A 22729-nucleotide genomic window follows, 5' to 3' on the forward strand; every position below is an offset into this window, starting at 1 on the left:
TTCTGCGGCTGCGTCGAAATCTTCGTGTGAGGAGCAAGGAGTCAAGATGTTTGATATTGTCGAACTGTCGCGCTTACAGTTTGCTCTGACGGCGATGTACCATTTCCTTTTTGTCCCGTTAACGCTGGGTATGGCGTTTCTGCTGGCCATTATGGAAACGGTTTATGTCCTGTCAGGCAAACAAATATATAAAGATATGACTAAGTTCTGGGGCAAGTTATTCGGTATTAACTTTGCTCTGGGCGTGGCGACCGGCCTGACCATGGAATTCCAGTTTGGAACCAACTGGTCTTATTACTCGCACTACGTGGGTGATATTTTCGGCGCGCCGCTGGCGATAGAAGGGCTGATGGCCTTCTTCCTTGAATCCACCTTTGTCGGCCTGTTTTTCTTCGGCTGGGATCGTCTGAGTAAAGTGCAGCACATGGCCGTGACCTGGCTGGTTGCATTGGGTTCGAACCTCTCCGCACTGTGGATTCTGGTGGCGAACGGCTGGATGCAGAACCCGGTAGCCTCCGACTTCAACTTCGAAACCATGCGCATGGAAATGGTCAGCTTCAGCGAACTGATTTTCAACCCGGTTGCGCAGGTTAAATTCGTGCATACCGTGGCGGCGGGTTATACCTGCGGTGCCATGTTCATACTGGGCATCAGCGCTTACTATCTGCTGCGCGGACGCGACAAGGCGTTTGCTAAACGTTCATTCGCTATCGCGGCCAGCTTCGGTATGGCCTCCATCCTTTCCGTTATCGTGCTGGGCGACGAGTCCGGCTATGAGATCGGCGACGTGCAAAAAACCAAACTGGCCGCTATCGAAGCCGAATGGGAAACGCAACCTGCGCCAGCCGCCTTCACGCTGTTTGGCATCCCCGATCAGGACACGCAGGAAAACAAATACGCCATTCAGATCCCGTGGGCGCTCGGCCTGATTGCCACGCGTTCGGTAGACAAGCAGGTGACCGGCCTGAAAGAGCTGATGGGCCAGCACGAAGTCCGTATTCGTAACGGGATGAAAGCGTACAGCCTGCTTGAGCAACTGCGCTCCGGCAGCAAAGATCCGTCCGTACGCGATGCGTTCAACGACGTGAAAAAAGACCTGGGCTATGGCCTGCTGTTAAAACGCTACACGCCGAACGTCGCCGATGCCAGCGAAGCGCAAATCAAGCAGGCAACGAAAGATTCCATTCCTCGTGTCGCGCCACTCTACTTCTCCTTCCGTATCATGGTGGGTTCTGGCGTGTTAATGCTGCTGATTATCGGCTGCGCGTTCTGGAGCGTGCTGCGTAATCGCATCGGTAAGAGCACTTTCCTGCTGAAATGCGCGCTGTATGGCATTCCTCTGCCGTGGATCGCCATTGAGTCAGGCTGGTTCGTGGCCGAATATGGCCGTCAGCCCTGGGCAATTGGTGAAGTCCTGCCGACCGCCGTCGCGAACTCCACCCTGACGGTGGGCGATCTGCTGTTCTCGATGATCCTGATCTGCGGTTTGTATACGATGTTCCTGGTGGTTGAAATGTACCTGATGTTCAAATTTGCGCGCCTCGGACCAAGCAGCCTGAAAACCGGCCGCTATCACTATGAACAATCCACTATCGCCACCCACACAGGAGCTATTCAATGATCACCTATGAACTGCTGCGATTCGTCTGGTGGGTACTGATTGGCGTGTTGCTGATTGGCTTCGCCGTTGCCGACGGATTTGATATGGGCGTAGGTATGCTTTCCCGCATTATGGGCCGCACCGACACCGAACGCCGTATCATGATCAACAGTATCGCCCCGCACTGGGACGGAAACCAGGTCTGGCTGATCACCGCAGGCGGCGCGCTCTTTGCCGCCTGGCCGATGGTTTATGCGGCCGCGTTTTCCGGCTTTTACGTCGCGATGATTTTAGTGCTGGCCTCGCTGTTCTTCCGCCCGGTGGGGTTTGACTACCGTTCGAAGATTGAAGATCTGCGCTGGCGTCGCACCTGGGACTGGGGCATTTTTATCGGCAGTTTCGTTCCGCCGCTGGTGATTGGCGTGGCCTTCGGCAACCTGCTTCAGGGCGTACCGTTTCATGCCGATGAGTACCTCCGTCTGACCTACACCGGCAACTTCTTCCAGCTGCTCAATCCGTTTGCCCTGCTGGCAGGTATCGTCAGCCTGACCATGATCTTATGTCAGGGCGCGACCTATTTGCAGATGCGCACCGTTGGCGAACTGCACCTCCGCTCACGTGCGGCGGCGCAGATCTCCGCGCTGGTGATGATGGTTTGCTTTATTCTGGCAGGCGTTTGGGTGATGCACGGTATTGATGGCTACGTGGTGAATTCCGTTCTGGATCATAACGCGGCGTCAAATCCACTGGCGAAAGAAGTATCGCGCGAGGCGGGCGCCTGGCTGGTGAACTTTAATCGTATGCCGGTGCTGTGGACGATCCCTGCGCTGGGCGTGGTGCTGCCGCTGTTCACCGTCCTTTGCTCACGTCTGGAGAAGGGCGCCCTGGCGTTTCTCTTCTCTTCCCTGACGCTGGCCTGCGTGATCCTGACGGCGGGCGTGGCGATGTTCCCGTTCATCATGCCTTCCAGCACGGTGCCGAACCTGAGCCTGACCATGTGGGATGCCACATCCAGCCTGCTGACGCTGAAAATCATGACCGTGGCGGCCATCATATTTGTGCCGATCATCCTGGGATATACAACCTGGTGTTACTACAAAATGTTCGGTCGCCTGACCAAAGAGCAGATTGAGAGCAACACCCATTCACTTTACTGATTGAGGAGCTGAACCATGTGGTATTTTGCCTGGATTCTCGGCACGCTGTTGGCCTGTGCATTTGGTATCGTCACCGCGCTGGCTATCGAACATATCGAAGACAGCGACGTTAAAGAGCAATAATGGCCGGTATGATCAGCCGTCTTTATACGATGATGGACAGACGCCCGATCAGGGCGCTGTCTCTTATCATGGCGCTGCTGCTGGCGGGCTGTATGTTCTGGGATCCCAGACGCTTTGCCGCCAGCAGCAGTTCGCTTGAGATCTGGCAGGGATTATTGATGATGTGGGCCGTGTGCACCGGCGTTATCCACGGCGTGGGCTTCAGTCCGCGTCGCCTGCGCTGGCAGGCATTTTTTTCGCCGCTGCCGGCATGGTGCGTACTGCTGCCAGGTCTGATCTTCTTCTTTAACTGACAGGCAGGGCAAAACGCCGTTTTGCCCGTTTATTTCCCCGTTATCTCACTGCACATTTATCTTTTTTCATCTCCAGTTGTGTCAAACAAAGTCTAAGAATCTTCTTTAATCACCTCAGCTTGTTTACATAAGATAATTATTTTCTTTACCCTCTGGCAATCCATTCCCAAGGCGTTTGCTCTTGCGTATAGTAGCAGCGTCATAACGCATTACCGGGATGTAGAGTGAGTACAACGCTGTTTCGATGGCCGGTGCGTGTCTACTATGAAGATACCGATGCCGGAGGCGTGGTTTACCATGCCAGCTATGTCGCTTTTTATGAACGGGCACGAACTGAGATGCTGCGCCAGCACCATTTCAATCAGCAGGCGCTGCTGGAACAGCAGGTCGCGTTTGTCGTGCGTCGGATTACGGTCGACTATCTTGCGGCTGCACGCCTTGATGATTTGCTTGAGGTGCAGAGCGAGGTGGTGAAGATGACCAGAACGACCATGACATTCGCGCAACGTATTGTAAGTGCAGAAGGGCGAACGCTGAACGAGGCAGAAGTCCTGATCGCCTGCATCAATCCACATCTGATGAAGCCAATTGCGCTTCCCAAGTCTATTGTCGCGGAGTTCAAGCAGTGACTGACATGAACATTCTTGATTTGTTCCTGAAGGCGAGCCTTCTGGTCAAACTTATCATGTTGATTTTAATTGGATTTTCCATCGCCTCCTGGGCAATTATCATTCAGCGTACGCGCATTCTGAACGCCGCAGGGCGCGAAGCGGACGCCTTTGAGGACAAGTTCTGGTCTGGGATCGAGCTGTCCCGCCTCTATCAGGAGAGCCAGGCGCGCCGCGATGAGCTGGGCGGTTCTGAGCAGATCTTCTACGCAGGCTTTAAAGAGTTTGCCCGACTGCATCGTGCAAATAATCACGCGCCCGAAGCGGTCGTTGAAGGCGCGACGCGAGCGATGCGCATCTCCATGAATCGTGAGCTGGAAACGCTGGAAAACAATATCCCTTTCCTCGGCACCGTTGGCTCAATCAGCCCTTATATCGGCCTTTTCGGCACCGTTTGGGGGATTATGCACGCCTTTATCGCCCTTGGCGCGGTGAAACAGGCGACGTTACAGATGGTCGCGCCCGGCATTGCCGAAGCGCTGATCGCCACGGCTATCGGCCTGTTTGCGGCCATTCCGGCGGTCATGGCCTATAACCGCCTGAACCAGCGCGTGAATAAACTTGAACAGAATTACGATAACTTTATGGAAGAGTTCACGGCTATTCTGCATCGTCAGGCGTTCTCCAGCGAGAGCAGCAGGTAAGAGCGGAGGTTTTTATGGCCAGAACGCGTGGTCGCGGCGGTCGCCGCGAGATGAAATCTGAAATTAATATCGTTCCGCTGCTGGACGTGCTGCTGGTGCTGCTGCTGATTTTTATGGCAACGGCACCGATTATCACCCAAAGCGTTGAGGTCGACCTGCCGGATGCAACGGATTCAAAAACCGTTTCCAGCGATGACAATCCGCCGGTAATCGTTGAGGTTGCCGGCGTCGGGCAATACAGCCTGGTGGTCGATCACGACCGGATGACGCAGTTGCCGCCGGAGCAGGTTGTGGCAGAGGCGCAGCGTCGTATTCAGGCAAACCCGAAAACGGTATTCCTGATTGGCGGAGCAAAAGATGTTCCGTATGACGAAATCATCAAGGCGCTGAATCTCCTGCACCAGGCAGGCGTGAAATCAGTTGGCCTGATGACGCAGCCGATTTAATTCATTCGAACCGTTTTTGGGAACCGAGCGTGTCAAAGGCAACCGAACAGAACGATAAGTTGAAACGCGCCATTATTATTTCAGTAATTTTGCATATCTTTTTGATTGCATTACTGATCTGGAGCTCGTTCGACGAACATATCGAAGCCAGCGGTGGTGGCGGCGGTAGCGATATTGACGCCGTGATGGTCGATCCCGGCGCGGTGGTCGATCAGTACAATCGTCAGCAGAATCAGCAAAACGACAGCAAGCGCGCCGAGCAGCAGCGTCAGAAGCAGGCAAAGCAGCAGGCGGAAGAGCTACAGCAGAAACAGGCCGCCGAGCAGCAGCGCCTGAAAGAGATAGAAAAAGAGCGCCTGGAGGCGCAGCAGGCAGCGAAAGAGCAGGCTGCTGAGCAGAAGAAGGCGCAGCAGGCCGCCGAGCAGGCGCAGGAGCAGCAGAAACAGGCCGAAGCGGCTGCGGCAAAAGCGAAAGCCGATGCTAAAGCACAGGCGGATGCGCAGGCGAAAGCCGCAGCGGATGCGAAAAAGCAGGCGGACGCCGAGGCAAAAAAAGCGGCCGCTGATGCCAAAAAAGAGGCGGAAGCTGAGGCCAAAAAAGCCGCTGCCGAAGCGGCGAAAGTAAAAGCCGCCGCGGATGCAAAAGCCAAAGCCGAGTCTGATGCTAAAGCGAAAGCCGCTGCGGATGCCAAAGCGGCGCAGGAAGCCAAAGAGAAAGCGGCCGAAGAGGCGAAAGCCAAAGCGGAGGCGTCGGCGAAAGCGAAGGCTGATGCAGCGGCGAAAGCGAAGGCGGCGGCTGACGCGAAGAAAAAGGCTGCGGCAGAAGCCGCTAAAGAATCCAGCGACGTTGACGATTTACTGGGTGGGCTCTCTTCCGGTAAAAACGCGCCGAAGCAGGGCAAGTCCGGCGGCGCGGCAGGACAGGGCAATCAGAAAAAGTCGGGCGCATCAGGCGCGGCGATCGATAGCTACCTGGGGCAGGTGCAGGGCGCGATCCAGAGCAAGTTTTATGATGCCGATACGTTTAAAGGGAAAACCTGTAACGTACGCGTCAAGCTGGCGCCCGACGGATTATTGATTTCCGCCACGGCGGCAGGCGGCGATCCGGCGCTTTGTCAGGCAGCGATCAACGCGGCGCGCATGGCCAGAATTCCGAAACCGCCCAGTGATGATATTTATCAGGCTGTAAAAGATGCAACATTAGAATTCAAGCCATAGACTTCGTTAACGGTCGGCATGTTGAACTCTGTTCAACATGCCGTACTCTATAAACGCATAACTGGTTGGTTGAAACACTGCTAATTATCATGAACGTCACGTTCAGGTAAGGGAGAAAAGATGAAGCAGGCATTTCGTATCGCATTGAGCTGTTTATTGCTGTTTGTCGCTGCGGCGCACGCAGAAGTTCGTATTGAAATTACCCAGGGTGTCAACACGGCGCGCCCTATCGGCGTTTTGCCGTTCAAATGGGAAGGGCCGGGCGCTGCGCCTGAGGATATCGGCGGCATCGTCGCAGCCGACCTGCGCAACAGCGGAAAATTCAACCCGCTCGATCGCTCCCGCCTGCCGCAACAGCCCACTTCCGCTGCTGAAGTGCAGCCTGCTGCCTGGACCGCGCTCGGTATTGATGCCGTTGTCGTGGGTCAGGTGCAGGGCGGCGCAGACGGCAGCTACGTGGTTTCTTACCAACTGGTGGATACCTCCGGCAACCCTGGCGCCGTTATCGCGCAGAATCAGTTTAAAGTGACCAAACAGTGGCTTCGCTATGCGGCGCATACTGCCAGCGACGAAGCCTTTGAGAAACTGACAGGCATTAAAGGCGCGTTCCGTACGCGTATCGCCTACGTTGTGCAGACCAACGGCGGCCAGTTCCCTTACGAACTGCGCGTTTCTGACTACGACGGTTACAATCAGTTTGTCGTGCACCGTTCGCCACAGCCGCTGATGTCGCCTTCATGGTCGAAAGACGGCAGCAAGCTGGCCTATGTGACCTTTGAAAGCGGCAAATCCGCGCTGGTTATCCAGACGCTGGCGAATGGCGCGATCAAGCAGGTTGCTTCATTCCCTCGTCATAACGGCGCGCCGTCTTTCTCCCCGGACGGTTCAAAGCTGGCGTTTGCTCTCTCTAAAACCGGCAGTCTGAATTTGTACGTGATGGATGTGGCATCCGGTCAGATCAGTCAGATTACCGATGGCCGCTTCAACAGCACTGAACCGTCGTGGTTCCCGGACAGCCAGACGCTGGCCTATACGTCCGATCAGGCGGGTCGTCCACAAATTTATAAGATCAGCGCGAGCGGCGGTACGCCACAGCGTCTGACCTGGGAAGGTTCACAAAATCAGGATGGCAACGTCAGTTCTGATGGTAAATCACTGGTGATGATCAGCACCAATGGCGGTGCGCAGCACGTCGCCAGACAGGATCTGGAAACGGGAGCCGTTCAAACGTTAACGGACACGTTCCTGGATGAATCGCCAAGCCTGGCGCCAAACGGCACAATGGTAATCTACAGCTCTACACAGGGCATGGGTTCCGTACTGCAACTGGTGTCAACGGATGGTCGTTTCAAAGCGCGTCTTCCGGCAACTGATGGACAGGTAAAATCACCTGCCTGGTCGCCGTATCTGTGATGCATGTGTAAATATGTATGGCAAACAATAATAGGATTGTAGAAATGCAACTGAATAAAGTGCTGAAAGGCTTAATGCTGGCACTGCCAGTAATCGCAGTGGCTGCATGTAGCTCACACAAAAACAACAACAACGACCAGACCAACGGTATGGGCGCTGATGGTGGTGCTAACGGCGGTATGGGCATGAACAGCGGTAACATGTCTTCCGACGAGCAGGCGCGTCTGCAAATGCAGGAGCTCCAGAGAAACAATATCGTTTACTTTGGTCTGGACAAGTTTGACATCCAGTCTGAGTTTGCTCAGATGCTGGATGCGCATGCCACTTTCCTGCGTAACAACCCATCATACAAAGTGACCGTTGAAGGTCATGCGGATGAGCGCGGTACGCCAGAGTACAACATCGCCCTGGGCGAACGTCGTGCTAACGCCGTTAAAATGTACCTTCAGGGTAAAGGCGTTTCTGCTGACCAGATCTCTATCGTGTCTTACGGTAAAGAGAAGCCAGCGGTGCTGGGTCACGACGAGTCGGCCTATGCTAAAAACCGTCGCGCCGTACTGGTATACTAAGAGAATCACATGATTAGTAACTTCAGACTTCACCTGTTGGGTCTGTCGTTATTGGTTGGCGTAGCGGCCCCCTGGGCCGCTAGTGCCCAGGCGTCAATCAGTAACGCTGGCTCAGGCTCGGTCGAAGACCGCGTCACTTCACTTGAGCGTATTTCTAATGCTCAGGGACAACTTCTTCAACAGCTTCAGCAGCAAATTTCCGATAATCAACGTGATATCGACTCGCTCCGTGGGCAGATTCAGGAAAGCCAGTACCAGCTGAATCAGGTTACCGAACGGCAGAAAGGCCTCTATCAGCAAATTGATACGTTAAGCAGCAGCAACAGCGCGCAGACTGGCGCTTCTGGCGCAGCAGATGCAGCAGCGGCGGGTGGAGCGGCTGCGGCAAGCGGCGGTGACGATACTGCCAGCGCGCCGACGCAGAGTGGCGATGCGAATACCGACTACAACGCAGCGGTTGCGTTGGTGTTGGAGAAAAAGCAGAACGAGCAGGCGATAACGGCGTTTCAAAACTTTGTGAAGAAGTACCCGGATTCAACCTATCAACCTAATGCGAATTACTGGTTGGGGCAGTTGAATTACAACAAAGGAAAAAAAGACGACGCCGCGTATTACTTTGCGACAGTGGTAAAGAAATATCCTAAGTCACCGAAAAGCGCCGATGCGTTATACAAAGTTGGGGTGATCATGCAGGAAAAGGGTGATGGCGCGAAAGCCAAAGCTGTCTTCCAGCAGGTGATCAAGCAGTACCCTGATAGCGAAGCGGCAAAAAACGCACAAAAGCGCGCAGCATCACTTTAGTATTGTGTATCGCCAGATATCGAATGTTTTCTGTTCTGTACGCATGAAAGCCAGGCAGTTGAATGGTTTATCTGAAAATAGTGGTTGCGCTGAATCGTCAAATCAGTAATATATGCCGCCGTTGCCGGGACATATGTTGATAGCCTGACAGCGCAAAAGTGGGTCGTTAGCTCAGTTGGTAGAGCAGTTGACTTTTAATCAATTGGTCGCAGGTTCGAATCCTGCACGACCCACCACTTTAAAGCCAGTAACGGATGTTAAGCGTGCAGGGTTTCAACCTGCCGCAGGTCGAGTCTCACGCAGTGAGACAATGCTGCCGAAGGCAGCAGCGCGGAGGGCGAGGCGCAAGCCGGTTCATCCTGCACGACCCACCCCTTTAAAGTACGCCACATTTGTGGGTCGTTAGCTCAGTTGGTAGAGCAGTTGACTTTTAATCAATTGGTCGCAGGTTCGAATCCTGCACGACCCACCATTTTAAAGCCGGTTACAGAAGTTGAGCGTGCAGGGTTCGAGCCTGCCGCAGGTTCGGGTCGAACGCAGTGAGACAACGTTGCCGCAGGCAACGGCCCGCAGGGCAAGGCGAAGCCTGGTCATCCTGCACGACACACCACTTTACAGTACACCGCATATTTGCGGGTCGTTAGCTCAGTTGGTAGAGCAGTTGACTTTTAATCAATTGGTCGCAGGTTCGAATCCTGCACGACCCACCAGTGTAGAAAGGCGCCCTAAAGGCGCCTTTTTGCTGTGCAAAATCGGGCGGGGTTCGAACCTGCCGCAGGTTCGGGTCGAACGCAGTGAGACAACGTTGCCACCGGCAACGGCCCGAAGGGCAAGGGCGAAGCCGGGTCATCCTGCACGACCCACCAGTGTAGAAAGGCGCCCTAAAGGCGCCTTTTTGCTGTGCAAAATCGGGCGGGGTTCGAACCTGCCGCAGGTTCGGGTCGAACGCAGTGAGACAACGTTGCCTGAACGAACGTTTCAGGTCTCTGATGGCGCGCCTTACGTGGAACACAAAGTAAAACCTTCCGCGACGCAATGACATGTTCAGGATCCAGCATTTTCAGGGAAGACGCGAACCTTCATTTCGCCAGATTTTTCCAGATATGCATCACCGCATAGCTGCGCCACGGGCGCCAGGCTTGTGACAGCGCTTCCGCTTCTTTTGCCGTGACGCCGCCAAGGTTTTTTCTGATCACCACGTCTCCTTCAGGGAAGGCGTCAGGCCAGCGCAGCGCGCGCATGGCGATATACTTTGCCGTCCATGCGCCAATCCCCGGCAATGCGATTAAGCGCTCAATAATCTCTTCCGGGTGAACAGCCGTGTCCAGCGATAAAGAACCCTCCACGCATGCCTCTGCGCAGGCAATCAGGGTTTTCGCCCGCGCGCTGATGATGCCAAGACTGGCTATGGCATCCGTACTCGCGGCAGCAACCCGTTCCGGCTGCGGTGCAAGATGAGACAGGGCCGGGAACGGCGTGACGATGGGTTCGCCAAAGGCTTCGGCAAAACGACCGCCGAGCGTCGTCGCTGCTTTAACCGTGATCTGCTGGCCCAAAATGGCGCGGGTCACCATCTCGAAACCATCAAATGCCCCCGGCACGCGTAAACCGGGACTCTTTTCCACACTCGCGCTGAGCAACGGATCCTGACTGAGATGGGCGATGATGCGATCGGGATGCGCGGTAAGATCGAAGAGATTCCGCAAGCGCCTGAGCAGCGCGGGCAGCACCGGGGTCAGCGAATGGGTGAATTCAACGCGCAAACCATTTTTCTCCGGCGCGTGCGTTACGCGCACCCAGCCGGTATGTGCGCCTGAACGCACGGTACGGGCATAGCTGCTTTCATCCACACTCTCCACGCCCTTCATGGCACGCAGCCGTAGAAAAGCCAGCAGAGAGAGCCAGTCGAACGGTGGTCGATAGCTCATCAGCAGCGTTGACGTCCCGCCGCTGAGCAGCGCATCGGGTGACTGACGAATGTGCTTACGCAGTCGACCGGGCGGCATACGGTAATGTTTACTGAAGGCATCATTAAACCGTCGCAGACTGGCGAAACCGCTGGCCAGCGCGATTTCAGTCACCGGCAAATCGGTTTCTGTCAGCAACTGCTTTGCAAGCAGCAGGCGGCGCGTCTGTCGCAGCGCCAGTGGTGACACGCCCAGTTCTTTATGGACGATACGCCGCAGCTGACGGGGACTCAGCGCAAACAGGGCGGCGATTTCATCCAGGCCTTCCGCGTCGTCGCTCAGCCCATCCTCAAAACGCTGCACCAGCCGATCGGCAATGCGCTGGCTGCGCTCCATCGGCGCATTGCCGGGTGCCAGTTCCGGACGACAACGAAGGCAGGGGCGAAAGGCGGCCTTCTCGGCGGCCTCTGCGGAGCTGAAAAAAAGGCAGTTCTCCGGACGCGGTGGCTTAACCGGACAAACCGGTCGACAGTAGATCCCAGTTGAGGTCACGCCGACATAAAACACGCCATCAAATCGCGCATCGCGTGAGATCAGCGCACGCCAGGCTATCGTCTCATCAATCATTTTCGGCCTCAGATGCAGTCGTCTTTCCCGGAGAATAACGCTATTCCGTCACCTGTGCTGGCGGTTTTCGGACACCATATAATTATTTATATCAATGTCCGAAAACGGCTGGCACCGCCTCTTTGATTACGGATAATACGCTTTATCGGTTCGACAGAGCGTGATAAAGGGAGAAACCTCATGCACTATTTCTTTAAAACAATGCCTTCGCCCGTCGGGCTCCTCACGCTGATTGCCAGCGATCGCGGGCTGGCCGCTGTGCTGTGGGAAAATGAAAACCCTCAGCGCGTGCGCCAGATGTCACCGCAGGAGGATCCACAGCATACGGTACTGCTTGAGACGGAGCGCCAGTTAAATGAATACTTTGCCGGGCAGCGCACGCGCTTTACCATGGCGCTGGATTTTGTTGGCACCGACTTTCAAAAAAAGGTCTGGCAGGCACTGGTACGCATACCCTTTGGCGAAACCCGCAGCTATGCGCAAATTGCGCGTGAAATCGGCCATCCGACGGCGGTGCGCGCGGTGGGCGCCGCCAACGGTAAGAACCCGATTTCTATTATTGCGCCCTGTCACCGCGTAATCGGCTCAAACGGTAAACTCACCGGTTTTGCCGGTGGACTGGAAAACAAAGCGCTGCTGCTGAAAATCGAAGCGGACACGGACGGAAAAAAAGCATTTATTCTTCGCTAACTGCCAATAAAAAATAGCGACATCGCGCGTTGTTTTCGCTATCTTGTTTAGCATATAAAACAAGCCTGCGGCCAGAAACGTCGATTGCAGGTTTTCACCGCCAAATGAGTTAAGTCGAGAAAACGTGAGCCGAGCGATGAGCCTGATGTCCTTTAATGCCGATGCCGCTGTTTATCCCTTTCCGCCAAAACCCGCGCGGCTTTCGGCTGATGAAAAAAACGATTACCGGGAAAAAATTAAGCGTTTATTAAAAGCGCGTAATGCGGTGATGGTCGCGCACTACTATACCGATCCTGAAATACAGTCGCTGGCGGAAGAAACCGGCGGCTGCGTGGCGGATTCGCTTGAAATGGCGCGCTTCGGAAGCCAGCATCCGGCCTCGACCCTGCTGGTCGCTGGCGTGCGATTTATGGGCGAAACCGCCAAAATCCTCAGTCCGGAAAAAACCATTCTGATGCCGACGCTGCACGCTGAATGCTCGCTCGATCTTGGCTGCCCGATTGATGAATTTTCCCGTTTCTGCGATGCGCATCCCGACAGAACCGTGGTGGTGTACGCCAACACCTCGGCGGCGGTAAAAGCACGCGCAGACTGGGTGGTGACCTCAAGTATTGCAGTCGAACTGATTGAACATCTGGACAGCCAGGGCGAAAAAATCATCTGGGCGCCGGATCGCCACCTGGGACAGTATGTTGCCCGCCAGACCGGCGCCGATATTCTCTGCTGGCAAAGCGCCTGCATCGTTCACGATGAATTTAAAACGCAGGCGCTGCGGCGAATGAAAACGCTGTTTCCCGACGCGGCCGTGCTGGTTCATCCTGAATCGCCGCAGGCGATCGTCGAACTGGCCGATGCGGTGGGTTCCACCAGCCAGCTGATTCAGGCTGCAAGAACGCTGCCTCATAAGAAGCTTATCGTGGCGACCGATCGCGGCATTTTTTATAAAATGCAGCAGGCCTGCCCGGAAAAAGAGCTGTTGGAAGCGCCCACCGCCGGCGAGGGCGCCACCTGCCGCAGCTGTGCGCATTGTCCGTGGATGGCAATGAACGGCCTCAAAGCGATAGCGGAAGGTCTGGAGCAGGGCGGAAAACAGCACGAGATTATTGTTGATGCGGCACTGCGTGAAGGCGCGTTGATACCGTTGGATCGTATGCTAACCTTTGCTGCACGTTTAAAAGGATAAAAGGGCGGTTATGGATTTTTTCAGCACGCAAAACATACTGGTTCACATTCCGCTGGGCGCAGGCGGTTACGATCTCTCATGGATTGAAGCCGTCGGCACGCTGGCGGGGCTGCTCTGTATCTGGCTCGCCAGCCTGGAGAAGATTGTTAACTATGCGTTCGGGCTGGTCAACGTCACTCTGTTCGCGATTATTTTCTTTCAGATACAGCTTTATGCCAGCCTGCTGCTCCAGGTGTTTTTCTTTGTGGCGAATATTTACGGCTGGTATGCCTGGAGCAGGCAAACCGCAGACAATCAGGTCGCGCTGAAAATTCGCTGGATGAGTCTGCCAAAAGCGCTGGCGTGGCTGGCTGTTTCTGCGGTGTCGATTGCTCTGATGACGCACTACATCAATCCGGTTTTTGCCTGGCTGACCCGCACGGCGGTGGCGCTGATGCATGCGCTGGGGCTGCGCGCAACGATGCCTGAACTCCAGCCGGACGCTTTCCCCTTCTGGGATTCGTGCCTGATGGTGTTGTCGATAGTGGCGATGATTTTGATGACGCGTAAATTCGTCGAAAACTGGCTGCTTTGGGTGGTGATCAACGTTATCAGCGTGATGATTTTTGCCCGACAGGGGGTCTACGCAATGTCGCTGGAGTACGTCATTCTGACGGTGATTGCGCTGAACGGCTCAAGGATGTGGATCAAAAGCGCGCACGAGCACGGCTCACGCGCGCTGGAAAGAACTTAGTGATGATGATGGGAATGTGTCAATGTTCCCGTCGTCAGCCCACACAGGTTCGCCTCACACTGCTGATACTCCATCTGCACGGTAGCGTGTTCAATCTGATAGTTTTCGTGCAGATAATCGTGGATACGGTGCAGCAGCGCATCGTGATCGTAAGGCGGAATGACCTGTACATGCAGCGTCATCACAGGTTTTTCACCGACCAGCCACAGATGAATGTGATGCACGTTACGTACTTCAGGGATATTGCGCGTCAGCATTTTTTTCAGTTTCTCAACGTCCATACTGCCCGGCGCGCCTTCCAGCAGCTCATGAACACTCTCCTTCATTAGTGCCCACGCGCTACGCACCACCAGTAGCGAAACCAGAATCGATAAAATCGGATCGACGGGCGTCCAGCCGGTAAACATAATAATCAACGCGGCGGCGATCGCACCCACCGAACCGAGCAGATCGCCGAGAACGTGCAGCGCTGCCGCGCGAACGTTGAGGTTTTTCTCTTCGCTGCCGCGATGCAGCAGCCAGAAAGAGAGCAGATTCGCCAGCAGCCCGGCGATCGCGATACCTAACATAAATCCGCCCTCCACCGGATGCGGATGAATGAAACGCTGAATGGCTTCCCATACGATCAACACCGTAATCACCAGCAGCGCTATCGCGTTGACGAACGCGGCCAGCGTGGTCAGCCGTAGCAGGCCGAAAGTGTGCCGCGCATTGGGCTTGCGTCGGGCCAGCTGTACCGCCAGAAGCGCCATCAGCAGTGCGGCGGCGTCGGTCAGCATGTGTCCTGCATCGGCCAGCAGCGCAAGCGAGCCGGAAAGGAGTCCGCCAGCCACTTCGGCAACCATAAACACGGCGGTCACTAAAAAGGCCGCCAGCAGGCGATTGCGATTACTGTTCGTCTCTGAATGGGTATGAGCGTGCGCCATAGAAGTCCGGTTGGAGGTAAAAAAGGCCTGGTTATCTTAACAAGAAAATGATGACAGCGGCTATGTTGTGAGGCGGGGAAATGCATGCAGAGAAAAGCAGGCGTGCAAAGCAAAAAGGAGAGCCAGGCTCTCCTTTTTTAACGTGCCGACAATTAATTCGTGGTGCCGTCGGTTTTGGTGTCTGCATCCGCGCCAACTTTTTTGTTAACGTTTGGACACTTGCCGTCTTTACACTGTGTATTCTGATCGATTTCGTTAGCAGTCATTTTTTTATGATGCTTCATTGTTTTATGGGTGCTCTTGGTCGTGGTGTTGGAAGTGCCACTGTTGTTGATTTTGCTGTTATCAACGTTGTTTGGTGGCAAATTCTGCTTAGCACCGCCTGATACTGCACCGGCATCAGCCGCCTGATTAGAGGTGCCGTTGCTGTCACCGCTGTCCGCAGCCATGGCCGCACCGCTACCTAAAGTCATCGCTGCTGTAAGAAATACGATTGCAAACTTATTCATCATTATGCTCCGTTAATATTTGAACAGGGGCTAACCAATTGGCCAGAGTAGATATGAAACACCGTAATTAAAAACTAACGCATGGCGTTCACAGTGCTGAAAGTTCGTGATCTTTATGCGTTTTTTCTAATCGTTTACCTGTTTAAGTGTAGTAAAGAATGCAAAAACAGCAAATGCGATTGTTACTGTTTATCTGAAGCTGATTTACAGCACAGAAGGCACACGATAAATTAGACGGGATGCGCCTGGTGTGCAGTTTGGCTTTGAAACGACTGGAATAATTATGAATTATCAGAATGATGACTTAAGAATCAAAGAGATAAAGGAACTTCTCCCGCCTGTTGCCCTGCTTGAAAAATATCCTGCCACGGAAACGGCAGCAAAAACCGTTTCCGATGCCCGCCAGGCTATTCATCATATTCTCAATAAAAGTGATGACCGTTTGTTGGTGGTTATCGGGCCTTGTTCTATTCATGACATCAAGGCGGCAAGCGAGTACGCCGCACGTCTGATGGCGCTGCGTGAAGCGCTAAGCGACTCGCTGGAAATCGTGATGCGTGTCTATTTTGAAAAGCCGCGCACCACCGTCGGCTGGAAAGGCCTGATTAACGATCCGATGATGGACGGCAGCTTCCAGATCAACGACGGACTGCGTATTGCCCGTAAGCTACTGCTGGAGATCAATGATACCGGCATGCCGACCGCTGGTGAATTTCTGGACATGATCACGCCGCAGTATCTTGCCGACCTGATGAGTTGGGGCGCCATCGGCGCGCGGACTACCGAGTCGCAGGTGCACCGTGAGCTCTCTTCCGGCCTGTCCTGCCCGGTTGGATTTAAAAACGGCACCGACGGCACGATTAAAGTGGCGATTGATGCCATCAATGCCGCCAGCGCGCCGCACTGCTTCCTATCGGTGACCAAATATGGCCATTCCGCCATCGTTGAAACCAGCGGTAACGGCGATTGCCACATCATCCTGCGCGGCGGCAAAGAGCCAAACTACAGCGCAGAGCATGTCAGCGCGGTAAAAGAGGGGCTGGAGAAGGCGGGCCTTGAAGCGCAAATCATGATCGACTTCAGCCATGCTAACAGCAGCAAGCAGTTTAAGAAGCAAATGGTGGTGGCAGAAGACGTCGCACAGCAGATTGCGCGTGGCGATAAATCGATCATCGGCGTGATGATCGAAAGCCATCTGGTGGAAGGTAACCAGAGCCTTGAAAGCGGCGAACCGCTGGTTTACGGTAAAAGCGTTACCGACGCCTGTATTGGCTGGGAGGATACCGAGAAGGTGCTTCGCCAACTGGCGCAGGCGGTGCAGGCGCGTCGCGGCTGACAATCGCGCGCCGGAAAGTAAAAATCCGCCTTTCGGCGGATTTTTTTACTTCGCTTTACCCTGGTTGGCGACGGCAGCGGCTTTCGCTGCGATTTCGTCGGCATCGCCCAGGTAGTAATGTTTTACCGGCTTGAAGTTTTCGTCGAACTCATACACCAGCGGCACGCCGGTTGGGATATTCAGCTCAAGAATCTCTTCTTCGCTCATGTTGTCGAGATATTTAACCAGCGCGCGCAGTGAGTTACCGTGCGCAGCGATGATCACTTTCTCGCCTTTTTTCATGCGCGGAAGAATGGATTCATTCCAGTAGGGCAGCACGCGATCGATGGTCAGCGCCAGGCTTTCGGTGGTTGGCAACTGCTCAGCGGTCAGCGCGGCGTAGCGCGGATCGTGACCAGGAAAACGTTCGTCGGCGCGATCCAGTTCCGGCGGCGTAACGGCGAAGCCGCGGCGCCACTGTTTTACCTGATCGTCGCCATATTTCTGTGCGGTTTCCGCTTTATCCAGACCCTGAAGGGCGCCGTAGTGACGCTCGTTCAGACGCCATGATTTCTCAACCGGCAGCCATGCCTGATCAACTTCATCAAGAATGTTCCACAGGGTATGGATCGCACGTTTCAGCACGGAGGTATAAGCGAAGTCGAAGGTAAAGCCTTCTTTTTTCAGCAGTTGACCTGCTGCTTTCGCTTCGGTACGGCCCTTGTCGGACAGATCCACATCATACCATCCGGTAAAGCGGTTTTCGTTATTCCACTGGCTTTCGCCGTGACGTACCAGAACCAGCTTCGTTACAGCCATAGCTTAACTCCTTAATAATCTTGACGTGTCTGTGATAGTGGGAAACTGCCGTCGCAGTTCAGGGCACTACCATAGCCGAATTCTTCGCGTCGTGTAAGTCTGAAACATACGCGACGCGCGTTTTTCATGCGCTTAATCAAACTGCCGTCAGGCAATAGCGCGTCACCGACTGAAACGATTCACCCGGAGCCAGCCAGCAGGTCGGCTGCGGCCATTCGGGATGGTTAGGCGAGTCGGGCAGAAACTCACTCTCCAGCGCGATGCCCTGAAAAGCAGTATAGACGCCCTGTTCACGGGCGGGCGTTCCGGCCAGGTAGTTGCCGCTATAAAACTGAAGGGCAGGCGCCTCGGTAAAGACGGTCAGCTTCAGCCTGCCATCGGCAGAGTAGAGCTCAGCGGCAGGCTGCTCGCGGCTGCTGAGCAGAAAGGCGTGATCGTACCCCTTCACCGCGCGCTGATCGTCGTCCTGAAGGAAATCCTGCGCCACGCGTTTCGGCTGGCGGAAGTCAAAACTGGTGTTTGCCACGGATTTTAACGCGGCACCGGGAATGCCATCGCTGTCAACGGGCAGATAGCGGTCGGCATTGAGCCGAAGCGTGTGCTGACGCGCATCGCCATGCTCTGCGTCCAGGTTGAAATAAGCATGGTTAGTCAGGTTTACCGGGCAGGCTTCATCGACCGTGGCGTGGTAAGCGATGGAGAGCGTGTTGTCCTCCGTCAGGCTGTAAGTCACCGTCGCCAGCAGGCGGCCGGGAAAGCCCTGGTCGCCAGCCGGAGAATCAAGCTGATACACTACGTTTTGCGCCGACTGGCTGAGAATTTGCCAGCGACGTGCGTTAAACCCTTCCGGGCCGCCATGCAGTTGATGTTCGCCCTGATTGGCCGCAAGCTGGATGGTCGCGCCGTTGACGCTGAGGCGCGCCTGAGCGATGCGGTTAGCGTAACGTCCCACCGTCGCCCCCAGATAGGCGGTCTGATGCAGGTAATCGGACGGCGTGGCGCAGCCGAGCAGCGCTTCACGCACCGTTCCGTCTTTCATCGGCACCCGCGCCGAGAGCCAGGTTGCGCCCCAGTCCATCAGGCTGACGACCATGCCTGCGGCATTGCGCAAGGTGGTTATACGCCACGGCTGGCCGTCGGGCGCCAGCGCCTCAGTTCCGGTCAGCATTGGCCCGCTCCTTCAGAGGCTTTACAGACGTAAAACGTCTCTTTAATGCCTGATTTGGCTTCATACCGATCCGCAACCGCCGAGCGCACCTCTTCCACCAGCGCCTGCGGCACCAGCGCCACCACGCAGCCGCCAAAACCGCCGCCGGTCATGCGCACGCCGCCGCGATCGCCAATGGTGTTTTTCACAATCTCCACCAGCGTATCGATAGGGGGAACGGTGATTTCAAAATCGTCGCGCATTGATGCATGAGAGTCAGCCATTAACTCGCCCATACGCGCCAGATCGCCTTTCGCCAGCGCATCTGCCGCCTCCAGCGTACGGGCGTTTTCGGTCAGGACATGGCGAACGCGCTTCGCGACCACCGGATCCAGTTCATGCTCAACGGCCTTGAACTGGCTCAGTTCGACGTCACGCAGTGAAGGCCGGGTGAAGAAGCGCGCGCCGGTTTCGCACTGCTGGCGGCGCGTGTTGTATTCGCTGCCCACCAGGTTGCGGCGGAAGTTGGAGTTGATAATCACCACCGCGACATCTTTCGGCATTGGCACCGGACGCGTCCCCAGCGTGCGGCAGTCAAGCAGCATCGCGTGATCTTTTTTACCCAGTGAGGAGATCAGCTGATCCATGATGCCGCAGTTACAGCCGACAAACTGGTTTTCCGCTTCCTGCCCGTTAACCGCGATCTCGGCACCGTCCAGCGGCAGATGGTAAAGCTGCTGAAACACGGTGCCGACCGCTACTTCCAGCGAAGCGGAGGAGCTGAGGCCCGCGCCCTGCGGCACGTCGCCGGCGATCACCATATCCACGCCGTCAAAGTCTTTATTACGCTGTTGCAGATGTTTTACCACGCCGCGCACGTAGTTCGACCACATCTGATCCTGATGAGTCAGAATCGGCTCATCCAGTGAGAAACTGTCCTGCTGATTGTCATAGTCGGCGGCAATCACCCGCACCGTACGATCGTCACGTTTCGCACAGGCGATCACCGTCTGATAGTCGATGGCGCAGGGCAGCACGAAACCGTCGTTGTAGTCAGTGTGTTCACCGATCAGGTTGACGCGGCCCGGCGCCTGAATGGTGTGGTCGGCGTCGTAGCCGAAGGTGTCTTTGAAAATCTGATGGGTAGAGGTCTTTAAAGTCATTGTTATGCTCCCGTCTCGCGGAAATGAATATCATTGACGGCACGCAGGCGTTCGGCCGCCTGCTCCGCCGTTAAATCGCGCTGGGTTTCCGCCAGCATCTCGTAACCGACCATAAATTTGCGCACCGTGGCGGAGCGTAGCAGCGGCGGATAAAAATGCGCATGAAGCTGCCAGTGATCGTTGCTCTCACCGTTAAACGGCGCGCCGTGCCAGCCCATCGAGTAGGGGAAAGAGCACTGGAACAGGTTGTCGTAGCGGCTGGTGAGCTTTTTAAGCGCCAGCGCCAGATCCTGTCGCTGTGCGTCGGTCACATCGACGATGCGCTTAATGTGCGCCTTCGGCAGCAGCAGCGTTTCGAACGGCCATGCCGCCCACCATGGCACCACGGCCAGCCAGTGTTCGGTTTCCACCACCGTACGGCTGCCATCGTTCAGCTCGCGCCTGGTATAGTCCACCAGCATCGGTGAGCCGTGCTGCGTGAAATACGCGCGCTGCAAATCGTCTTCGCGTTTGGCTTCGTTCGGCAGAAAGCTGTTTGCCCAAATCTGACCGTGCGGATGCGGGTTGGAACAGCCCATCGCCGCGCCTTTGTTTTCAAATACCTGCACCCAGGGATAGTGTTGTCCCAAATCGGCGGTCTGTTCCTGCCAGGTTTTGACCACCTGTTCGATACCGCTAACGGGAAGCTCCGGCAGGGTTTTGCTGTGATCGGGCGAGAAGCAGATAACGCGACTGGTGCCGCGCGCGCTTTCACAGCGCATCAGCAGGTCGTCGCTCTCTGGCGCATCCGGCGTATCCGTCATCAGCGCAGCATAATCATTGGTGAACACCCAGGTGCCGGTGTAATCCGGGTTTTTGTCGCCGGTTGCGCGGACGTTGCCGGGGCATAAAAAGCAGTCCGGATCGTGCGCAGGCAGCGTCGCCTGTGAAGGCGTTTCCTGGGCGCCCTGCCACGGACGCTTCGCGCGATGTGGAGAAACCAAAATCCACTGGTCGGCCAGCGGGTTGTAACGGCGATGCGGGTGATCGACCGGATTGAATGTCTGCATGTTGAGTCCTGGTAACTTTTTTTATACGGCGTTGCTACTAAAAAGTAGCACAGCGCGAAAAATGAAATCGTGATCGAGTCTGGATAAATGGAATCGTTTACACAAGCTGATAATTCCTAACCTACAGGGTTAGTGGCAAAATAATCCATAGAGAGACTAGCCAGGTCAGCGAAAATTGGTAGCGGTTACATTATGGGAGCGGCGCAGCGGTTACCGCGCCGCTCAACAGAGAGGGAAGCCTTTTAACGCAGCGTATCCTGCTGATAACGATAGCTTTCGCCATCAGGTACAAAGCTCAGACGGTGGGTGATACACTGCGGCGCATCTTCCGCATGGTGCGAAACAAAAAGCAGCTGCGTTTCACCCTCGCCAATCAGCACGTCGATAAAGCGGCGGATCAGCTGTCGGTTGATCGGATCTAACCCTTGCAGCGGCTCATCGAGGATCAGCAGGGCAGGGTGCTTCACCAGCGCGCGGGCAATCAGCACCAGACGCTGCTGTCCCCATGACAGACCGTGGAAAGGGGCGTCGCCTGCCTGCGCCATACCCAGAAGGTGCAGCCACTGCGCAGCAAGAAAATGCTGGCGGTCAGACACCGCCTGATAAATGCCGATCGAGTCAAAGTAGCCGGAAAGGATCACGTTGCGTACGCTGCTGCTGACGCGGTAATCCAGATGCAGGCTGCTGCTGACGTAGCCGATATGCTGCTTGATGTCCCAGATGGTTTCGCCGCTGCCGCGACGGCGGCCAAACAGCGTCAGATCGTTGCTGTAGCCTTGCGGATGGTCGCCGGTGACCAGGCTGAGCAAGGTGGATTTGCCAGCGCCGTTCGGCCCGACGATCTGCCAGTGCTCGCCGGGTTTCACTTCCCAGCTCAGGTGATTCAGAATCGGGCGATCGTTATAGGAGACCACGCCGTCGCGCAGCGTGATAAGCGGCGCGTCGGCAGCAGGTTTCGTTCTGCCTGCGGTATCGTCCGCCTCCGGCAGCGTCATGCCTGCCAGCGTCTCGCTGTGCGCCAGCTGTGCGACCAGCGCTTCCGCCATAATCGCATCGCGTGCGCCAACGTGCGTCAGCGTGCACTCCGCCAGTACGCCCACTTTTTCAATAAAATCAGGGATATCGTCAAAGCGATTCAGCACCAGGGCAATCGTATAACCGCGCCGGTTAAGCTGATGCAGCACGTCGGCCAGATTTTTACGTGACGCCACGTCCAGGCCGTCAAAAGGTTCATCAAGAATGAGCAGATCCGGTTCGGACATCAGTGCCTGGCACAGCAGCGTTTTACGCGTTTCGCCGGTCGAGAGATATTTAAAGCGGCGCGTCAGCAGCGGCGTGATGCCGAACAATTCGGCCAGCTCTGCGCAGCGCGCCGCGTTTTTTACCTCATCCTGAATGATCTCCGCCGCGGTGCGGCCGGTGTCTTCTTCGCCGGGACTGAGCAGGTCGGTGTTATTGCGCTGCCATTCGTCGGAGACCAGCTTTTGCAACTGCTCCAGCGACAGGCGCGCCGGGCGGAGGAACGTGCTGGAAAAGCTGCCTTTAGCGGGCGGCAGTTCGCCCGCCAGCGCCCTGGCGAGCGACGATTTGCCGCTGCCGTTCGCGCCGACGAAGGCCCAGCTTTCGCCACCGTTAAGCGTCAGCGCATCCAGCGTCAGCGTGCGGGTTGCGCTAAGATGAAATATGCCTTGCGAAATATGCAACGTTGTCATGATTCATTCCATTTTATG

At 55.6% G+C, this 22729-nt stretch carries 23 protein-coding genes, 3 tRNA genes and 3 other RNA genes; 21 read left to right on the forward strand and 8 right to left on the reverse strand.

The features are described 5' to 3' along the window. Nucleotides 1–46: 46 nt before the first annotated feature. The 17 genes from cydA (at nt 47) to FA91_RS20415 (ending at nt 9797) form a co-directional block, all read left to right on the forward strand. Nucleotides 47–1621 carry a cytochrome ubiquinol oxidase subunit I gene (cydA, locus tag FA91_RS05725; RefSeq protein WP_034913436.1) on the forward strand — a complete coding sequence of 525 codons (1575 nt, stop codon included), beginning with the start codon at nt 47–49 and terminating at the stop codon, nt 1619–1621. After that, nucleotides 1618–2757, forward strand: a complete 1140-nt coding sequence (gene cydB, locus FA91_RS05730; protein ID WP_034913440.1) for a cytochrome d ubiquinol oxidase subunit II — start codon at nt 1618–1620, stop codon at nt 2755–2757. Before cydA ends, cydB begins: the two co-directional genes overlap by 4 nt. Nucleotides 2758–2772: 15 nt before the next feature. After that, entirely contained in the window at nt 2773–2880 is a 108-nt protein-coding gene (gene cydX, locus FA91_RS20400; RefSeq protein ID WP_072016831.1) for a cytochrome bd-I oxidase subunit CydX, read from the forward strand. Then, nucleotides 2880–3173 carry a cyd operon protein YbgE gene (gene ybgE / locus FA91_RS05735; RefSeq protein ID WP_197060488.1) on the forward strand — a complete coding sequence of 98 codons (294 nt, stop codon included), beginning with the start codon at nt 2880–2882 and terminating at the stop codon, nt 3171–3173. The genes cydX and ybgE overlap by 1 nt, the downstream gene beginning before the upstream one ends. Nucleotides 3174–3397: 224 nt before the next feature. Then, the gene (gene ybgC, locus FA91_RS05740; RefSeq protein ID WP_034913443.1) at nt 3398–3802 is read left to right on the forward strand and encodes a tol-pal system-associated acyl-CoA thioesterase; all 405 of its coding nucleotides are present in this window, start codon (nt 3398–3400) and stop codon (nt 3800–3802) included. Further along, entirely contained in the window at nt 3799–4485 is a 687-nt protein-coding gene (tolQ, locus tag FA91_RS05745; RefSeq protein ID WP_034913446.1) for a Tol-Pal system protein TolQ, read from the forward strand. The genes ybgC and tolQ overlap by 4 nt, the downstream gene beginning before the upstream one ends. 14 nt (nt 4486–4499) lie before the next feature. After that, the gene (gene tolR, locus FA91_RS05750; RefSeq protein ID WP_034913449.1) at nt 4500–4931 is read left to right on the forward strand and encodes a colicin uptake protein TolR; all 432 of its coding nucleotides are present in this window, start codon (nt 4500–4502) and stop codon (nt 4929–4931) included. A 29-nt stretch (nt 4932–4960) separates the two neighbouring features. After that, nucleotides 4961–6148 carry a cell envelope integrity protein TolA gene (gene tolA, locus FA91_RS05755; RefSeq protein ID WP_034913452.1) on the forward strand — a complete coding sequence of 396 codons (1188 nt, stop codon included), beginning with the start codon at nt 4961–4963 and terminating at the stop codon, nt 6146–6148. A 120-nt stretch (nt 6149–6268) separates the two neighbouring features. Continuing rightward, nucleotides 6269–7561, forward strand: a complete 1293-nt coding sequence (gene tolB, locus FA91_RS05760; protein ID WP_034913454.1) for a Tol-Pal system beta propeller repeat protein TolB — start codon at nt 6269–6271, stop codon at nt 7559–7561. Between the two features lie 44 nt (nt 7562–7605). Continuing rightward, nucleotides 7606–8130, forward strand: a complete 525-nt coding sequence (gene pal / locus FA91_RS05765) for a peptidoglycan-associated lipoprotein Pal (protein WP_034913457.1) — start codon at nt 7606–7608, stop codon at nt 8128–8130. A 9-nt stretch (nt 8131–8139) separates the two neighbouring features. Next, nucleotides 8140–8931 (forward strand): cell division protein CpoB, encoded by a 792-nt coding sequence (gene cpoB / locus FA91_RS05770; protein WP_034913460.1) that lies wholly within the window; start codon nt 8140–8142, stop codon nt 8929–8931. A 160-nt stretch (nt 8932–9091) separates the two neighbouring features. After that, nucleotides 9092–9167, forward strand: a tRNA-Lys gene (locus FA91_RS05775). Nucleotides 9168–9180: 13 nt separating this feature from the next. After that, nucleotides 9181–9305: non-coding RNA, RtT sRNA (locus FA91_RS20405), on the forward strand. 22 nt (nt 9306–9327) lie between these two features. After that, nucleotides 9328–9403, forward strand: a tRNA-Lys gene (locus FA91_RS05780). Nucleotides 9404–9416: 13 nt separating this feature from the next. Continuing rightward, nucleotides 9417–9541: non-coding RNA, RtT sRNA (locus FA91_RS20410), on the forward strand. Between the two features lie 24 nt (nt 9542–9565). Continuing rightward, nucleotides 9566–9641 (forward strand) — tRNA-Lys (locus FA91_RS05785). 30 nt (nt 9642–9671) lie between these two features. Then, a non-coding RNA gene (locus FA91_RS20415) (RtT sRNA) lies at nt 9672–9797 on the forward strand. Between the two features lie 213 nt (nt 9798–10010). On the opposite strand, the gene FA91_RS05790 is transcribed toward FA91_RS20415, so the two are convergent. Beyond that, a complete protein-coding gene (locus FA91_RS05790; RefSeq protein WP_034913462.1) occupies nt 10011–11465 on the reverse strand; it encodes a DNA-3-methyladenine glycosylase 2 in 1455 nt (484 codons plus the stop codon). Between the two features lie 180 nt (nt 11466–11645). Between FA91_RS05790 and FA91_RS05795 the strand changes: the two genes are divergently transcribed. From FA91_RS05795 to pnuC, 3 genes are all read left to right on the forward strand, one after another. After that, complete coding sequence (locus tag FA91_RS05795; RefSeq protein ID WP_034913464.1) at nt 11646–12155, forward strand: methylated-DNA--[protein]-cysteine S-methyltransferase; 510 nt, start codon at nt 11646–11648, stop codon at nt 12153–12155. Between the two features lie 136 nt (nt 12156–12291). Further along, a complete protein-coding gene (nadA, locus tag FA91_RS05800; RefSeq protein ID WP_034913466.1) occupies nt 12292–13338 on the forward strand; it encodes a quinolinate synthase NadA in 1047 nt (348 codons plus the stop codon). Between the two features lie 10 nt (nt 13339–13348). Beyond that, nucleotides 13349–14071, forward strand: coding sequence for a nicotinamide riboside transporter PnuC (pnuC, locus tag FA91_RS05805; protein WP_034913469.1), 723 nt, complete (start codon nt 13349–13351; stop codon nt 14069–14071). On the opposite strand, the gene zitB is transcribed toward pnuC, so the two are convergent. After that, nucleotides 14068–14997 (reverse strand): CDF family zinc transporter ZitB, encoded by a 930-nt coding sequence (zitB, locus tag FA91_RS05810; RefSeq protein WP_034913470.1) that lies wholly within the window; start codon nt 14995–14997, stop codon nt 14068–14070. The genes pnuC and zitB overlap by 4 nt on opposite strands. Nucleotides 14998–15149: 152 nt before the next feature. After that, on the reverse strand, nt 15150–15509 hold the full coding sequence (locus FA91_RS05815; RefSeq protein WP_034913473.1) for a YbgS-like family protein: 360 nt from the start codon (nt 15507–15509) through the stop codon (nt 15150–15152). A 280-nt stretch (nt 15510–15789) separates the two neighbouring features. Here FA91_RS05815 and aroG point away from each other — a divergent pair, with 280 nt between their 5' ends. Continuing rightward, on the forward strand, nt 15790–16842 hold the full coding sequence (aroG, locus tag FA91_RS05820) for a 3-deoxy-7-phosphoheptulonate synthase AroG (RefSeq protein ID WP_034913475.1): 1053 nt from the start codon (nt 15790–15792) through the stop codon (nt 16840–16842). A gap of 45 nt (nt 16843–16887) precedes the next feature. Here aroG and gpmA read toward each other — a convergent pair whose 3' ends face one another. The 5 genes from gpmA to modF form a co-directional block, all read right to left on the reverse strand. Further along, entirely contained in the window at nt 16888–17640 is a 753-nt protein-coding gene (gene gpmA, locus FA91_RS05825) for a 2,3-diphosphoglycerate-dependent phosphoglycerate mutase (RefSeq protein WP_034913478.1), read from the reverse strand. A gap of 136 nt (nt 17641–17776) precedes the next feature. Further along, a complete protein-coding gene (gene galM, locus FA91_RS05830; protein ID WP_034913480.1) occupies nt 17777–18808 on the reverse strand; it encodes a galactose-1-epimerase in 1032 nt (343 codons plus the stop codon). Further along, the gene (galK, locus tag FA91_RS05835; RefSeq protein ID WP_034913483.1) at nt 18802–19950 is read right to left on the reverse strand and encodes a galactokinase; all 1149 of its coding nucleotides are present in this window, start codon (nt 19948–19950) and stop codon (nt 18802–18804) included. Before galK ends, galM begins: the two co-directional genes overlap by 7 nt. 2 nt (nt 19951–19952) lie before the next feature. Next, nucleotides 19953–20999 carry a galactose-1-phosphate uridylyltransferase gene (gene galT / locus FA91_RS05840; protein ID WP_034913485.1) on the reverse strand — a complete coding sequence of 349 codons (1047 nt, stop codon included), beginning with the start codon at nt 20997–20999 and terminating at the stop codon, nt 19953–19955. A gap of 242 nt (nt 21000–21241) precedes the next feature. Further along, nucleotides 21242–22711 (reverse strand): molybdate ABC transporter ATP-binding protein ModF, encoded by a 1470-nt coding sequence (gene modF, locus FA91_RS05845; protein WP_034913487.1) that lies wholly within the window; start codon nt 22709–22711, stop codon nt 21242–21244. Nucleotides 22712–22729: the final 18 nt, after the last annotated feature.

Origin of the sequence: Erwinia sp. 9145, from assembly GCF_000745075.1 — a bacterium.
GTDB classification, from domain to species: Bacteria; Pseudomonadota; Gammaproteobacteria; order Enterobacterales; family Enterobacteriaceae; genus Erwinia; species Erwinia oleae.